The organism is Shewanella sp. WE21, assembly GCF_002966515.1.
GTDB classification, from domain to species: domain Bacteria; phylum Pseudomonadota; class Gammaproteobacteria; order Enterobacterales; family Shewanellaceae; genus Shewanella; species Shewanella oncorhynchi.
Genome location: NZ_CP023019.1, coordinates 1,790,947 through 1,806,939, shown reverse-complemented (window position 1 = coordinate 1,806,939; position 15,993 = coordinate 1,790,947). Strand labels below are relative to the sequence as shown.

General features: G+C 44.0%; 16 protein-coding genes. 15 read left to right on the top strand and 1 reads right to left on the bottom strand.

Translation table 11 applies throughout. The features are described from left to right. Positions 1–61: 61 nt before the first annotated feature. Positions 62–1,615 (bottom strand): oligopeptide:H+ symporter, encoded by a 1,554-nt coding sequence (locus CKQ84_RS07730; RefSeq protein WP_105250800.1) that lies wholly within the window; start codon positions 1,613–1,615, stop codon positions 62–64. Between the two features lie 250 nt (positions 1,616–1,865). On the opposite strand from CKQ84_RS07730, the gene mioC reads away from it, so the two are divergent. The 15 genes from mioC (at position 1,866) to glmU (ending at position 15,834) form a co-directional block, all read left to right on the top strand. Next, on the top strand, positions 1,866–2,306 hold the full coding sequence (mioC, locus tag CKQ84_RS07725; RefSeq protein WP_105250799.1) for an FMN-binding protein MioC: 441 nt from the start codon (positions 1,866–1,868) through the stop codon (positions 2,304–2,306). Positions 2,307–2,745: 439 nt separating this feature from the next. Beyond that, positions 2,746–4,635 carry a tRNA uridine-5-carboxymethylaminomethyl(34) synthesis enzyme MnmG gene (gene mnmG / locus CKQ84_RS07720; RefSeq protein ID WP_105250798.1) on the top strand — a complete coding sequence of 630 codons (1,890 nt, stop codon included), beginning with the start codon at positions 2,746–2,748 and terminating at the stop codon, positions 4,633–4,635. Positions 4,636–4,752: 117 nt separating this feature from the next. After that, complete coding sequence (gene rsmG, locus CKQ84_RS07715; RefSeq protein WP_105250797.1) at positions 4,753–5,373, top strand: 16S rRNA (guanine(527)-N(7))-methyltransferase RsmG; 621 nt, start codon at positions 4,753–4,755, stop codon at positions 5,371–5,373. A 73-nt stretch (positions 5,374–5,446) separates the two neighbouring features. Beyond that, the gene (locus tag CKQ84_RS07710) at positions 5,447–6,235 is read left to right on the top strand and encodes a ParA family protein (RefSeq protein WP_105250796.1); all 789 of its coding nucleotides are present in this window, start codon (positions 5,447–5,449) and stop codon (positions 6,233–6,235) included. Between the two features lie 9 nt (positions 6,236–6,244). Next, positions 6,245–7,123, top strand: a complete 879-nt coding sequence (locus tag CKQ84_RS07705) for a ParB/RepB/Spo0J family partition protein (protein ID WP_105250795.1) — start codon at positions 6,245–6,247, stop codon at positions 7,121–7,123. A 225-nt stretch (positions 7,124–7,348) separates the two neighbouring features. Further along, positions 7,349–7,732 (top strand): ATP synthase subunit I, encoded by a 384-nt coding sequence (locus tag CKQ84_RS07700; RefSeq protein ID WP_105250794.1) that lies wholly within the window; start codon positions 7,349–7,351, stop codon positions 7,730–7,732. A gap of 12 nt (positions 7,733–7,744) precedes the next feature. Then, positions 7,745–8,539, top strand: a complete 795-nt coding sequence (atpB, locus tag CKQ84_RS07695) for a F0F1 ATP synthase subunit A (protein WP_105250793.1) — start codon at positions 7,745–7,747, stop codon at positions 8,537–8,539. Between the two features lie 64 nt (positions 8,540–8,603). Beyond that, on the top strand, positions 8,604–8,855 hold the full coding sequence (gene atpE, locus CKQ84_RS07690; protein WP_006083840.1) for a F0F1 ATP synthase subunit C: 252 nt from the start codon (positions 8,604–8,606) through the stop codon (positions 8,853–8,855). Positions 8,856–8,892: 37 nt separating this feature from the next. Continuing rightward, the gene (gene atpF / locus CKQ84_RS07685) at positions 8,893–9,363 is read left to right on the top strand and encodes a F0F1 ATP synthase subunit B (RefSeq protein ID WP_006083841.1); all 471 of its coding nucleotides are present in this window, start codon (positions 8,893–8,895) and stop codon (positions 9,361–9,363) included. A 15-nt stretch (positions 9,364–9,378) separates the two neighbouring features. Continuing rightward, positions 9,379–9,912, top strand: a complete 534-nt coding sequence (gene atpH / locus CKQ84_RS07680) for a F0F1 ATP synthase subunit delta (protein WP_006083842.1) — start codon at positions 9,379–9,381, stop codon at positions 9,910–9,912. A gap of 14 nt (positions 9,913–9,926) precedes the next feature. After that, the gene (gene atpA, locus CKQ84_RS07675; RefSeq protein ID WP_105250792.1) at positions 9,927–11,468 is read left to right on the top strand and encodes a F0F1 ATP synthase subunit alpha; all 1,542 of its coding nucleotides are present in this window, start codon (positions 9,927–9,929) and stop codon (positions 11,466–11,468) included. 50 nt (positions 11,469–11,518) lie between these two features. Next, a complete protein-coding gene (gene atpG / locus CKQ84_RS07670; protein ID WP_006084762.1) occupies positions 11,519–12,379 on the top strand; it encodes a F0F1 ATP synthase subunit gamma in 861 nt (286 codons plus the stop codon). A gap of 35 nt (positions 12,380–12,414) precedes the next feature. Beyond that, a complete protein-coding gene (gene atpD / locus CKQ84_RS07665; protein WP_105250791.1) occupies positions 12,415–13,806 on the top strand; it encodes a F0F1 ATP synthase subunit beta in 1,392 nt (463 codons plus the stop codon). A 36-nt stretch (positions 13,807–13,842) separates the two neighbouring features. After that, positions 13,843–14,271 (top strand): F0F1 ATP synthase subunit epsilon, encoded by a 429-nt coding sequence (locus CKQ84_RS07660; protein WP_105250790.1) that lies wholly within the window; start codon positions 13,843–13,845, stop codon positions 14,269–14,271. A gap of 198 nt (positions 14,272–14,469) precedes the next feature. Continuing rightward, positions 14,470–15,834, top strand: coding sequence for a bifunctional UDP-N-acetylglucosamine diphosphorylase/glucosamine-1-phosphate N-acetyltransferase GlmU (gene glmU, locus CKQ84_RS07655; RefSeq protein WP_105250789.1), 1,365 nt, complete (start codon positions 14,470–14,472; stop codon positions 15,832–15,834). Positions 15,835–15,993: the final 159 nt, after the last annotated feature.

The following is a 15,993-nucleotide window of genomic DNA, read 5'->3' as shown; positions in this document are numbered from 1 at the left end:
TAAATCAGCCCATACAATATGGGCTGATTTTTTATCTACAACCGAATATTTCCACCCATCCTCATGATTCGACGTGGCGGTAATGATCTTGCATTTGATAGGATCTTGCATAAAGCGCAAACATCAATGCCGCCAAGATGGCAAAACCTGCGAAGAAAAACATCTGAAATGCGGTAATACTGATCCCCGTCTGGGCAATTTTTTCGGTCACAGCCGGACTTTTCACACTGACGTTCGCCAGTAGCACCCATAAGTTACCGACGGTCACCGATAAGGTCCAAAAACTCATAATAGTGCCTTTCATGGCTTTAGGCGCTTGGCTGTAAGCAAACTCTAGCCCAGTGGCAGAGACTAATACTTCACCAAAGGTGAGCAAAGCATAGGGCACAATCTGCCAAAATATTGATAATACCGAGCCGCCATCCATCACCAATTGAATGCTACCAACGACTATCCAACTCACGCCCGTGATGGCAATACCAGCCCCCATTTTACGCAAAGCAGTTAACTTTATACCCATGCGCTCAATCGCCGGATATAACACAAAGTTATTAAATGGGATAAGTAACATAACTAATAATGGGTTTAAAGCTTGCATCATGGCGGGTTCAAACCATTCCGGTTTAGACATGTCATTGGCTTGCAGTATCCAAGTGGACGCTTTCTGATCGAACAAAGACCAAAAAGGAGTCACTAACGCAAATAAGATTAAGATCCGTAGTACTGAGCGTACCCCATCAACGGCGATATCCGGATGGATCCCCCTAGCACGTTCGAGTTGCAATGAAGCCCCTGCGCCAACAAATCCCATCACTAGCACTAACGCACAACACAAACCAGCAACGATACCTAAGGTTGGAATATTCACTAAAGCATACGCGGCAGAAATTATCCCAACTAAAGCTAACACTAAACCTATGTTGGCTTGACCAGCAATTTTAGTGAGCAATGCGGTACGAATAACAGGTAAAAAACCATGGGGATTTTTCGGCTCGGGTGGCATATGCACATAACGTTTGCGGCCTAACCAGAAGAACACAGTTGCAATAAACATTAAGACACCAGGGATCCCAAATGCGACCGCAGCACCATAATATTTCAATAGTAATGGCATAGATAACGAGGCGAAGAAGGAGCCAAAGTTAATCGTAAAATAAAACAGATCAAACGCTTTCTGCGCCAATGTTTTATTGGTTTGATCAAATTGATCCCCCATAAAGGAAGAAACCAAGGGCTTAATCCCACCCGATCCGAGCGCAATTAAAAATAATCCCGTATAAAACCCTTGAATACTGTGTTCAAAAATAGCGAGAAACGCATGGCCAACACAGTAAATTAAACTTAACCATAAGATAGTATTGTATTTACCGAAAAAACGATCGGCAATCCAACCACCGAGTAACGGGAAAAAATACACTCCAATGACAAAGGAATGGAACACATCCTTAGCCATAGTTCCGCGCAGTTCTTCTGGAATAGACAACAAAAGTGCTGTCATCAAGAATGGGGTAAGAATATTCCGCATACCGTAAAAGCTAAAACGTTCACAAGCTTCACTGGCTATGATGTAAGGAATTTGCCGTGGCCACTGGGGCGCATTTACGGGTGTTGTCATGGGTCATCCTATTATAATTATTTGATTTTAAATGAAATTAACTTTTTAAATATATTAATTATGTATCAAGAAGCTAAAGGTAACATGTAAGCGAAACCAACCTTATATAAAGGATGCAAAAACTGCAAAAATCACGTATTGCTTCTGTGGTCCTATCCACATTTCCTTTATGATGAACATAATAATAGCCATTCAGCTATCTATTTAATTGAAATTAGTTTTAAAAACAACAACACACTGAGAAATCATAATGGCAAAGATTGAAGTAATCGTTGGTACAACATTGGGCAGTGCAGAGTATGTTGCCGACGAAATGATGGCCCAATTAACGGAGCAAGGACACCAAGTTCAAGTTCATTTAACCCCAACATTGTGCGAAATAGACACCCATGCACTGTGGATTATCGTGTCATCAACTCATGGAGCTGGTGATCTTCCAGATAATATTCAGCCTTTTTTCAACGAAATTACCGAGCAAAAACCGGATCTCAGCCAAGTAAACTTTGCCTTATGTGCAATTGGTGACTCAAGTTACGATACCTTTTGCCAAGGCCCAGAAAAATTAATTTCGGCCATTCAAGACTGCGATGCAAAAGCCTTTGTGGATAAGATCCAGATCGATGTACAGCTTGATCCTGTGCCGGAAGACCCAGCCCTTGCATGGTTAGCACAATGGCAACAGGACATTTAAGATAGCTTATTGGATAAGGTCCCGATCTATGTACAGTTTAGATCCTATTTATCCACAATTTACTTATTTAAAGTATAAACATGTGGATAAGCTATTATTTAGATCTGATCAACCTCTGTACTATTCACAGTCCGATCTGCTTAATGATCCGCCTTGTGGATAAGTAGGCGATCTATCCCCATGTTTAATGACATTAGATCGCGATCAGATCACAGGATCAAGATCGCGCTAATTAATGATTTATATAATGAATTTAGGTTATGCACAGAAAAACGCGATCCTAATAGTAAACATAATAAGAAGATCTATATAAAGATCTTAAGATCTATTAGTCCGGATCATCTCGATCGAACAGCGTAAAATGATCATTCACCTAAGACCAAGCAAATGCTAAAATGCTCGGCTCGTACTGAGTCTCTTAGCAATTGAAGGTAGTGGCATGCATTTTCATGAACGGTTTGATGTTATTGTTGTTGGTGGTGGTCATGCCGGAACTGAAGCCGCGTTGGCAGCAGCAAGAATGGGATCAAAAACATTATTACTAACGCACAATATCGATACGTTAGGACAAATGTCATGTAATCCAGCGATCGGTGGCATAGGCAAAGGCCATTTAGTAAAAGAAATTGACGCCTTAGGTGGTGCAATGGCAATCGCAACCGATTATGCAGGGATCCAATTTAGAACCTTAAATTCAAGTAAAGGCCCAGCAGTACGAGCAACACGAGCACAAGCTGACCGTGCACTGTATCGTCAAAAAATCCAAAATATATTACAAAACCAACCTAACTTACGTATTTTCCAACAAGCCGTAGATGACTTAATTGTTGAAAATCATCAAGTAGTTGGTGTAGTTACCCAAATGGGTTTAGCTTTTGAATCTCCAGCTGTTGTATTAACAACAGGTACATTCTTAAGCGGCAAAATTCATATAGGCTTAGAAAACTACAGCGGTGGCCGTGCAGGCGATCCACCAGCGATTGCTTTAGCAAATCGATTACGTGAATTACCGATCCGAGTCGGTCGTTTAAAAACAGGTACACCGCCACGTATCGATGCAAACACGATCGATTTTTCTCAAATGGCTGAACAGAAAGGCGATTCTCCGTTACCTGTCATGTCATTTATGGGAGATGTAAGTCATCATCCAAAGCAAATTTCTTGCTGGATCACTCACACCAATGAAAAAACACATGAAATTATTCGTGGTGGTTTAGACAGAAGCCCTATGTATTCAGGCGTCATCGAAGGTATTGGTCCACGTTATTGCCCATCGATTGAAGACAAGATCCACCGCTTTGCGGATAAATCTTCGCATCAGATCTTCATCGAACCAGAAGGTTTAAATACCAATGAGATCTATCCTAACGGGATCTCTACTAGCTTACCTTTCGATGTACAGTTGAATTTAGTACGTTCGATCAAAGGCATGGAAAACGCAGAAATCATGCGTCCAGGCTATGCGATCGAATACGATTATTTCGATCCAAGAGATCTGAAAAACTCATTAGAAACCAAAGCGATCAACGGTTTATTCTTCGCTGGCCAAATAAACGGCACTACAGGTTATGAAGAAGCCGGTGCTCAAGGTTTGTTAGCAGGCATGAATGCCTCACTGCAAGTGCAAGGCAAAGAAGCCTGGTGTCCACGCCGTGACGAAGCGTATCTTGGAGTGCTAGTTGACGATTTATCGACTCTGGGTACCAAAGAACCGTACCGCATGTTTACTAGCCGTGCCGAATACCGTTTGTTACTCCGTGAAGATAACGCTGATATTCGCTTAACGGCAAAAGGTCGCGAATTAGGTTTAGTTGACGACACTCGCTGGGCGGCATTTAGTGAGAAGTTAGAATCGATCGAACTTGAGTTACAACGTTTGCGCGCTCAATGGGTGCATCCAAATTCACCTTTGATCCATGCGTTAAACCCACACTTGAATACGCCTATCTCTCGCGAAGCATCATTTGAAGAATTACTGCGTCGTCCAGAAATGGATTACAGCAAGTTGATGCAGATCGAAGGTTTTGGTCCAGGGCTTGAAGATCCACAGGCGGCTGAGCAAGTTCAGATCCAAGTTAAGTATTCTGGTTATATTCAACGTCAGCAGGAAGAGATCAACAAAGCTGTGCGTAATGAGAACACTGGTTTACCTTTGAAGCTCGATTACAAAGAAGTACCAGGCTTATCGAATGAAGTGATTGCTAAGTTAAATAACCATAAACCAGAAACCATAGGCCAAGCCTCACGGATCTCTGGTATTACGCCTGCGGCTATTTCAATTTTGTTAGTTCACCTCAAAAAGCGTGGCTTATTACGTAAGAGTGCGTAAAAGCTAGCTTAATCGCTGCTTAGGTCATAGAAGGGAAGCATTCAGGCTTCCCTTCATCGTTTTCGGGCTTCATAATAGCCTTCGCGTTCATAATCGTATCTTTGTTGAGGTTGCTCAGTGTTATCTGCCCAGTTAGAGGCTTATTTAGCCGAAATTAATTTGCCCGCAACCGTCGAGCAGAAAAAACAACTAATTGATTTTGTTGGTATGCTCAACAAATGGAATAAAGCCTATAACCTGACATCGGTGAGAGATCCCGAAGCTATGCTGATCCGTCATATCATGGACAGTTTAGTGGTTTCAAAACACCTGCAAGGTGAACGTTTTATCGATGTAGGCACTGGACCGGGTTTACCTGGGATCCCGTTAGCCATTATGAATCCCGATAAACAATTTGTGTTATTGGACAGCTTAGGTAAACGTATTCGTTTTCAAAAACAAGTGTCCTTTGAATTAGGCATACATAACATCAGCTCAGTTGAAAGCCGTGTAGAAGCGTATCAACCGGAGGATAAATTCGATGGTGTATTAAGTCGTGCATTTGCCTCAATCCAAGATATGCTGACTTGGTGCCATCATCTCCCCGCCGAACATGGACAGTTTTATGCACTTAAAGGCCAGTTAAATGATGAAGAGATGCAACATATTCCAAATGGATTTGTGGTGAAAGAAGTTATCGAGCTTAAGGTGCCTAAACTCGATGAAAAAAGACATTTATTGAAGATAATCAAAGAATAACAGGCTTAAAAGTGATAAATAAATCATTTATAAGCAAGGGCAATAAACCAGCATTTACATACAGGGTGATATTGTGGGTAAAGTGATTGCCGTGGCTAACCAGAAAGGTGGCGTAGGAAAAACAACTACTTGCGTTAACCTCGCCGCTTCGTTAGCAGCAACAAAACGTAAAGTATTATTGATCGATCTCGATCCTCAAGGTAATGCCACCATGGGGAGCGGTGTCGATAAGTATGACGTAGCTAATACAGCCTATGAATTATTGGTTGAAGAAAAATCCTTCGACGAGATCGTCATTAAAAACACTGCGGGTAAGTATGATCTGATCGCCAGTAATGGCGATGTCACTGCGGCAGAAATCAAATTGATGGAGTTTTTTGCCCGTGAGATCCGTTTGCGTAACGCGCTCGCACCGATCAAAGATCAATATGATTATATCTTCATCGACTGCCCTCCTTCATTGAACATGTTGACCGTAAACGCTATGTCTGCGGCCGACTCTGTACTCGTGCCTATGCAGTGTGAATATTATGCCCTCGAAGGCTTAACTGCACTGATTGATACCATCACTAAGCTTGCTGCTATGGTTAATCCTGGACTTGGCATCGAAGGCATTTTACGTACTATGTATGATCCGCGTAATCGTTTATCTAATGATGTGTCCGATCAGCTAAAACAGCATTTTGGTGACAAAGTCTACCGTACTGTTATCCCACGTAATGTGAGGCTGGCAGAAGCACCAAGTTTTGGAGCGCCTGCTATGTATTACGATAAATCGAGTGCTGGCGCTAAGGCGTATCTAGCGCTTGCGGGTGAAATGATCCGTCGTTCAGAACAACAAACTCAGGCTAAGCAAGCGTAAAGGATCACCATGACGTTAAAGAAAAGAGGATTAGGCAAAGGGTTAGATGCCCTACTGAGTAACAGCCATGCCGCCAGTAAAAAGCACACTGACGAAGCTGATGTTGTCGATAAAAAAGAAGAGCTTATCCATCTCGATTTAGACTTATTACAGCCAGGTAAGTATCAACCTCGTAAAGACATGTCCCCCGAAGCGTTGGAAGAACTGGCACACTCTATCCGCAATCAAGGCATTATTCAGCCTATCGTTGTGAGACAAGTGACGAATAACATGTATGAGATCATTGCGGGTGAACGTCGTTGGCGTGCTGCGCAACTTGCTGGCTTGAATAAAATCCCCTGCATAGTAAAGCAAGTAGCTGATGAAGCCGCTGTTGCTATTGCTTTGATTGAAAACATCCAGCGTGAAGACTTAAATGCCATGGAAGAAGCCATTGCATTGCAACGTTTAATGCAAGAGTTTGAACTGACTCACCAACAGGTTGCCGATGTTGTGGGAAAATCCAGAGCGAGTGTATCTAACTTGTTACGTTTAAACGGCTTAAATGAGCCTGTTAAGCGTCTACTCGAGTATGGCGACATTGATATGGGTCATGCTCGCGCTTTGTTGGCAATTGAGGGAGAAGAACAAACAAATCTTGCGAGATTAGTGGCCGCTAAGGAATTAACCGTTCGCGAAACTGAACGATTAATTAATCAAACCTTAAATCCGCCTAAACAAGCCGAAACTACGACTAAAGATCAAGATGTTTGTCGTTTAGAGCAGCAGTTAATTGAAAGATTAGGTGCTAAGGTTTCGATCGCTCATAGCAGTAAGGGCACGGGTAAAATTGTAATTAACTATCAGAATCTGGCTGAATTAGACGGAATTCTTAGTAAAATTCATTAATGTCTGTAGATTAACAGTTTTTAATGTAAATTTGTGACAGATGCTAATCTTACATTTTAACTCGTTTGGCGCGAGATCACGTTAAAAGTGTTGTTTTTCCTTATCTCAAAGTTGCAATGAAGGCGTGAAAAGGTATACTTTCGCAAGCTTTTTGTGCATCGACATAAATACGGGTATTTGTCATCCGGTCATCGAAACAAAAAGTATGAATGCGGAGAGGATGAATTGAGTAAGGTTTTAGCGCGTCGTGGCCGGTGGTCAGCCTATAAATTGGTGATGATGCAGGCGGCGGTCGCTGGGGGTGCTTCAATTCTCTTTTTCGCCGTGTGGGGAGTTCAGTTTGGCTATTCTGCATTAGCAGGTGGTTCAATCGCTGTGCTCCCTAATTTTGTATTCGCAACCCTCGCTTTCTCCCACACGGGAGCAAGTTCAGCTGCAAAAGTCATAAAGACTTTTTACTGGGGGGAAGCGGTAAAGTTGCTGTTAACCATCGCAATGTTTTCGTTTGTGTTTATCAATCTTAAGGTCGCTTTTATGCCGCTTTTTGTTTGTTATGTGCTGACGCTAATCGTGCATTGGACAGCTCCTTTATACTTCAAGCAAAGTTAAGTGGGATGAATCATGGCTGCAACTGGTGAAGCGTTAACACCGCAGGGCTATATCCAACATCACCTTACCAACTTAAGTGTTGGTGAAGGCTTTTGGACATGGCACATTGATTCGTTGTTCTTTTCGGTTGGTCTTGGTGTTCTGTTCCTGTGGATTTTCCGCAGCGTTGGTAAAAAAGCGACTTCCGGTGTTCCTGGCAAACTGCAATGTTTTGTTGAGATTATCGTCGAGTTCGTAAATAACAGCGTGAAAGAAAGTTTTCATGGTCGCAATGCTCTGATCGCGCCTTTAGCTCTGACCATTTTTGTATGGGTATTCATGATGAACTTCATGGATATGATCCCTGTAGATTGGCTGCCTCACGCAGCAAGTTTAATGGGTATTCCCTATCTAAAAGCGGTTCCGACGACTGACGTTAACATTACCTTTAGCTTAGCTATTGGTGTGTTCGTGCTGATTATTTTTTACAGCATTAAGGTCAAAGGTGTGTCTGGGTTTGTTAAAGAATTGACACTACAGCCCTTTAACCATAAGGCAATGATACCCGTCAACCTCCTATTAGAGACTGTTACTTTGATTGCTAAGCCAATTTCATTGGCATTGCGACTCTTTGGTAACTTGTACGCAGGTGAGTTGATCTTCATCCTTATTGCGCTGATGTATGGTACCAACTTGTTATTATCTACCCTAGGTGTGACTCTGCAACTGGGCTGGTTAATATTCCACATTTTGGTTATCACGCTGCAGGCGTTTATCTTCATGATGTTGACCATTGTTTATTTAAGCATGGCGCATGAAGATCATTAAGGATTGCTGAAGAAATTTTAAACTAAATCATCAACTAATATAGATTTAGATACTGGAGATACAGATGGAAACGATTTTAGGCATGACAGCTATCGCTGTTGCTCTGCTGATTGGTATGGGTGCTCTTGGTACTGCAATCGGTTTCGGCTTATTAGGCGGTAAGTTCTTGGAAGGCGCTGCGCGTCAACCAGAAATGGCTCCTATGCTACAAGTTAAAATGTTCATCGTAGCGGGTCTTCTTGACGCCGTAACTATGATCGGTGTTGGTATCGCATTATTTATGCTATTTACCAACCCACTGGGTGCAATGCTGTAAAAAACGCTTCTGTCTTAACTCTAAATAGGAGGCTGTTGTGAATTTCAACGCTACCCTAATCGGTCAGACGGTCGCCTTTATCATCTTCGTGTGGTTTTGCATGAAGTTTGTATGGCCCCCTTTGATGAATGCCATCGAAGAGCGCCAAAAAAGGATTGCTGACGGTCTAGCTGATGCTGATCGTGCGGTAAAAGACCTGGAGTTGGCACAAGCGAAAGCGACTGACCAACTAAAAGAAGCCAAGGTAACGGCTAATGAAATTATTGAGCAAGCTAACAAGCGTAAAGCTCAAATAGTTGAAGAAGCCAAAACCGAAGCAGACGCTGAGCGTGCTAAAATCATCGCTCAGGGTAAAGCAGAAATTGAAGCTGAACGTAATCGCGTCAAAGAGGATCTGCGTAAGCAGGTTGCTACTCTTGCCATCATGGGTGCTGAGAAGATCCTTGAGCGTTCTATTGATCCAGCCGCCCACAGTGACATAGTTAATAAACTAGTCGCTGAAATTTGATAAGGGAGTTGAGTTATGGCTGAATTAACCACCATCGCTCGCCCTTACGCAAAGGCAGCTTTTGACTTTGCTATTGAACAAGATGCAGTGGATTCTTGGGCTGAAATGCTCACGTTTGCCGCATTGGTGAGTGAAAACGAAACCATGCAACCACTGTTAGCTGGCTCTTTAGCCAGCACTAAGCTCGCAGCACTCTTTATTAGTGTGTGTGGTGAGCAAGTCAATGTGCAAGGTCAGAACCTGATAAAGGTAATGGCTGAAAACGGTCGCTTAAAGGTGCTACCTGCTGTATCTCAGTTATTTACTGAATACCGTAATGAGTGGGCAAAAGAAGTAGAAGCCGATGTGGTTTCTGCAACTGAGTTGAGCTCTGAACAACAACAGCAGATTAGTATTTCTTTAGAGAAACGTCTCGCACGCAAAGTTAAGCTGAATTGTAGCACTGACGCCGCGCTCATCGCCGGTGTAATCATTAAGACAGGAGACCTAGTCATCGATGGCTCGGTCCGCGGTAAGTTATCGCGTCTGTCTGATAAGCTGCAGTCGTAATTGGGAGTTTGAGCATGCAACTGAATTCCACTGAAATCAGCGATCTGATTAAGCAGCGGATCGAGCAGTTCGAAGTCGTTAGCGAATCTCGTAACGAAGGTACTATCGTTGCGGTAAGTGACGGCATCATCCGCATCCACGGCCTAGCCGACGTGATGCAAGGTGAGATGATCGAACTGCCTGGTAACCGTTTTGCAATCGCGTTGAACCTTGAACGTGATTCTGTCGGTGCCGTAGTAATGGGTCCTTATGCTGATTTAGCAGAAGGCGTAAAAGTGAAAACGACTGGCCGTATTCTGGAAGTTCCAGTTGGCCGCGGTCTTCTTGGCCGCGTTGTTAACACTCTAGGTGAGCCAATTGACGGTAAAGGACCTATCGATAACGATGGTTTCTCGCCAATTGAAGTTATCGCACCAGGTGTTATTGAACGTCAGTCTGTTGATCAACCAGTTCAAACTGGTTACAAAGCCGTTGATGCCATGATCCCTATCGGTCGTGGTCAACGTGAATTGATCATTGGCGACCGTCAAACTGGTAAAACAGCAATGGCGATCGACGCAATTATCAACCAGAAAAATTCTGGCATTAAATGTGTGTACGTCGCGATTGGCCAAAAGGCTTCTACTATCGCTAACGTAGTGCGCAAGCTAGAAGAACACGGTGCTTTAGCTAACACTATCGTTGTTGTTGCAACTGCTTCTGAAGCCGCTGCTCTACAATACTTAGCGCCATATTCTGGTTGTTCTATGGGTGAATACTTCCGTGACCGCGGTGAAGATTCTTTGATCGTATACGATGATTTGTCTAAGCAAGCAGTTGCTTATCGTCAAATTTCGTTACTGCTCAAGCGTCCACCAGGCCGTGAAGCTTACCCAGGTGACGTATTCTATCTACACTCACGTTTATTAGAGCGTGCATCACGCGTTAACGCGATTTATGTAGAGAAGTTCACTAAAGGTGCAGTAACTGGCAAAACTGGTTCTTTAACCGCGCTGCCGATTATTGAAACGCAAGCGGGTGACGTTTCTGCATTCGTACCGACCAACGTAATTTCTATTACCGATGGTCAGATCTTCCTTGAGACCGATCTGTTTAACTCTGGCCTACGTCCAGCGGTTAACCCAGGTATTTCTGTTTCTCGTGTTGGTGGTGCGGCTCAGACTAAGATCATCAAGAAACTGTCTGGTGGTATTCGTACCGCACTAGCACAGTATCGTGAGCTTGCTGCGTTCTCGCAATTTGCATCTGATCTTGACGATGCAACACGTGCTCAGCTTGAGCATGGTGTGCGTGTTACCGAACTGATGAAGCAAAAGCAATATGCTCCTATGAGCGTAGCCGCTCAAGCTGTGTCTATTTTCTCAGCTGAAAAAGGTTACCTGAAGAGTGTTGAGCTGAATAAGGTCGGTAATTTCGAAGCCGCTCTGCTCTCGTTCATGAACAGCGAGCATGCTCCTTTAATGAAGCTTATCAACGAAACTGGCGATTATAGCGCTGATATCGAAGCTGAATTAAAAGCTGGCCTCGACAAGTTCGTAGCAACCCAAACCTGGTAACAATGATAGAGGTGTCTTAAGACACCTCAGGTCCAGATTGGAGAGTAGAGATGGCCGGCGCTAAAGAGATTAAAACCAAGATCGCGAGTGTGAAAAACACTCAGAAGATCACGTCCGCCATGGAAATGGTGGCAGCCAGCAAAATGCGCAGAGCGCAGGAACGCATGGCTGCGAGCCGTCCATATGCGGAAAGCATGCGTAAGGTGATCGGTCACGTCGCGCAAGGTTCTCTCGAGTATAAACACCCCTATTTGGAGGTGAGAGAGGCTAAGCGGGTTGGTTACATTGTTGTAGCAACCGACCGTGGCCTTTGTGGTGGTCTGAACGTTAACCTTTTCAAAAAGGTTATTGCAGACGTGAAAAGCTGGAAAGCCCAAGGTGCAGAATTTGAATTTTGCCCTATCGGTGCACGTAGTGTGCAGTTTTTCAAAAACTTCGGTGGACAAGTGTCTGCTCACGCTTCAGGTTTAGGCGATGCTCCAAAGCTCGCTGACTTGATCGGGACAGTCGGTGTCATGCTAGAAGCTTACAACGAAGGCAAGCTGGATCGTCTGTACGTGGTATTTAACAAATTTGTGAATACTATGACGCAGACTCCTGTGATCGAGCAGCTGCTACCTTTGCCTAAATCAGAAGATGATGAAACTGCTCATCGTTGGGATTATATCTACGAGCCAGATCCAAAAGCACTTTTGGATACTTTATTGGTCCGTTATGTAGAATCTCAGGTTTACCAAGGTGTTGTTGAAAACATTGCCTCTGAACAAGCTGCCCGTATGGTGGCAATGAAGTCGGCAACAGACAACGCGGGTGAGCTTATCAACGACTTGCAACTGGTCTATAACAAGGCCCGTCAGGCTGCGATTACGCAGGAACTGTCGGAAATTGTTTCTGGTGCCTCTGCGGTTTAGGTTAGGTAACGAATACAAGTTTTAGAGGATTAATCATGAGCACAGGTACTGTTGTCCAAGTGATTGGCGCGGTTGTGGACGTAGAGTTCCCACAAGATGCCGTACCTCAAGTATATGACGCTCTGAAAATCGTAGGTGAAGGCCCGTGTAATGGTTTGGTGCTGGAAGTTCAGCAACAGCTAGGTGGTGGTGTAGTTCGTACCATCGCTATGGGTTCTTCTGACGGTCTGCGTCGTGGTCTTGAAGTAGTAAACTCAGGTTCACCTATTACTGTTCCAGTTGGTACCGCCACTCTTGGCCGTATCATGAACGTATTAGGCGAGCCTATTGATGAAGCGGGTCCAATCGGTGAAGAAGAGCGTTATGTTATTCACCGTACAGCTCCTTCATACGAAGATCAATCAAGCTCTACTGAACTGTTAGAGACTGGCATCAAGGTTATCGACCTTGTTTGTCCATTCGCTAAGGGTGGTAAAGTCGGTTTGTTCGGTGGTGCGGGTGTTGGTAAAACAGTTAACATGATGGAACTGATTAACAACATCGCTAAAGCCCACTCGGGTCTTTCTGTATTCGCCGGTGTAGGTGAACGTACTCGTGAAGGTAACGACTTCTACTACGAGATGAAAGATTCTGGCGTTCTCGACAAAGTGGCCATGGTTTATGGTCAGATGAACGAGCCTCCAGGTAACCGTTTGCGTGTTGCACTGTCTGGTCTGACTATGGCAGAGAAGTTCCGTGACGAAGGTCGTGACGTACTGTTGTTCGTTGACAACATCTACCGTTATACCTTAGCCGGTACTGAAGTATCTGCACTGTTAGGTCGTATGCCTTCTGCGGTAGGTTATCAACCAACATTGGCTGAAGAGATGGGTGTTCTGCAAGAGCGTATCACTTCAACTAAGACGGGTTCTATTACTTCTGTACAAGCGGTATACGTACCTGCGGATGACTTGACCGATCCGTCACCAGCAACAACCTTCGCTCACTTAGATGCGACTGTTGTACTGTCACGTCAAATTGCTTCTCTGGGTATTTACCCAGCGGTTGACCCATTGGATTCGACTTCACGTCAATTAGATCCATTGGTTGTTGGCCAAGAGCATTATGACGTTGCTAACGGCGTGCAAACTGTACTGCAACGTTACAAAGAGCTGAAAGACATTATTGCGATTCTGGGTATGGATGAATTGTCTGATGAAGACAAGACTGTCGTATTCCGTGCTCGTAAGATTGAGCGTTTCTTATCTCAGCCTTTCTTCGTAGCAGAAGTCTTTACTGGATCTCCTGGTAAGTACGTTTCTCTGAAAGACACTATCCGTGGCTTTAAGGGTATTTTGAACGGTGAGTTTGATCACCTGCCAGAACAAGCGTTCTACATGGTTGGCTCAATCGATGAAGTCATCGAGAAAGCGAACAAAAAGAAATAACTAAGTATTCATACTTAGTTTTTTAAGGAGAACGGGATGGCAGCCATGACAGTACATCTTGATATTGTAAGCGCAGAGAGCAAAATCTTCTCTGGTCGTGTAGCTTCGCTGCAAGTGACTGGTTCTGAAGGTGAGTTGGGCATAATGCATGGCCACGCTCCTTTGCTTAGTTATATCAAACCTGGCATGGCGCGCATCGTCAAGCAAGACGGCAGTGAAGAAGTGTTTTACCTTTCAGGTGGTATTCTGGAAGTGCAGCCTTCTTCTGTCTCCGTATTGGCTGATGTGGTTATGCGTGCCAAAGATATTGATGAGCAAGCGGCATTAGAAGCTAAGCGTCGTGCAGAAGCCCATATGGCAACTGCTGGCGCTGACTTCAATTATGACGCGGCTATGGTTGAGTTAGCTAAGGCTATGGCTCAATTACGTGTTGTTGAAACCATCAAGAAAAACATTGCCAGATAAGGTTATTGTTTGTGAAAAAAGGCGACCATAGGGTCGCCTTTTTTGTGTCTAAAAATGGGATAGATTGGCATTCTTGCATGTCTTTGATTGATTAGCATCGCTATCTACTTCGCTTTTCGATGTGCTTTCCGTTAAAATTGCGCCACTAAATCGACCGCAATTTTTCACCCTCTTGGGTATTTTTTCAAGGATATGGTAATGGCATTAAATGTAGTGATCTTAGCGGCTGGCAAGGGAACACGGATGCGCTCTGATCTTCCTAAGGTATTACATCCCATCGCCCATAAGAGCATGGTGCAACATGTCATCGATACCGCTAATAAAGTTGGCAGTGACTCTATTCAGTTAGTCTATGGTTATGGCGCCGACAAGCTACAAGCCTGTTTGGGTGAGCAACAACTTAACTGGGTATTGCAAGCCGAGCAATTAGGCACAGGCCATGCGGTTGCACAGGCTAGCCCACATATCGCCGACAGCGATACAGTGCTTATTCTTTATGGCGATGTGCCGTTGATCCAAACATCAACTCTCGAAGCATTACTCGCCGCCCGTCCTGAAAATGGTGTTGCTATTTTAACAGTGAATTTAGCGAATCCTATGGGTTATGGCCGTATTGTCCGTGAGCAAGGAAAAGTCATTGGAATTATTGAGCAAAAAGATGCGACAGCAGAACAGTTGCTGATCAACGAAATTAACACTGGCATCATGGCGGTTCCGGGTAAACAACTTAAAACTTGGTTGAGCCGTTTATCGAACAATAATGCTCAAGGCGAATATTATCTAACGGATATTATTGCTATGGCGCACGCTGATGGCGTTGCTATTGATACTGCTCAGCCACAATCGGCCATTGAAGTGGAAGGCGCTAATAATCGCATGCAATTAGCGCAACTTGAACGTGCTTACCAAGCTCGTGAAGCCGAAAAGCTCATGTTGGCGGGAGCTAACCTTCGCGACCCAAGCCGTATCGATATCCGTGGTGAAGTCACTGTTGGTATGGATGTGATGATCGATATTAATGTGATATTCGAAGGCAAAGTGACCTTGGGTAATAATGTGACTATTGGCGCAGGCGCGATTTTAATTGATTGTGAGATTGCTGATAATGCTGAGATCAAGCCTTACTCTATTATCGAAGGTGCTACGCTTGGCGTTGCTGCCAGTGCCGGCCCATTTGCCCGTTTACGTCCCGGCGCAGAGCTTAAGCAAGATGCACATATAGGCAACTTTGTTGAAGTGAAAAAAGCGGTGATTGGCGTGGGATCAAAAGCAGGGCACTTAGCCTATTTAGGCGATGCCATCATTGGTGATGGCGTCAACATTGGTGCTGGTACTATTACCTGCAACTATGATGGCGCGAATAAGCATCTTACAGTTATCGAAGATAACGTCTTTGTCGGCTCTGACACTCAGTTGGTGGCTCCAGTGACCATAGGTAAAGGGGCAACTTTAGGGGCCGGTTCAACGATTACCCGTGATGTAGGTGAGAATGAGTTAGTGATCACTCGTGTTAAACAAAAACACCTCACAGGTTGGCAACGTCCAGTGAAAATTAAAAAGTAAGTTTTAAAACTCAACTTAATGTCAAAAAAGCGGCCATGTGCCGCTTTTATCTTTATTGTGTTCAATCTGTTGCACTAAAAAGCCTTTTTATTAAGTAATGCTTAATAATTAAGATTTGCTTCATGTTTTTGTGGTATGTGCAAATTGTTGGTTTTTAAG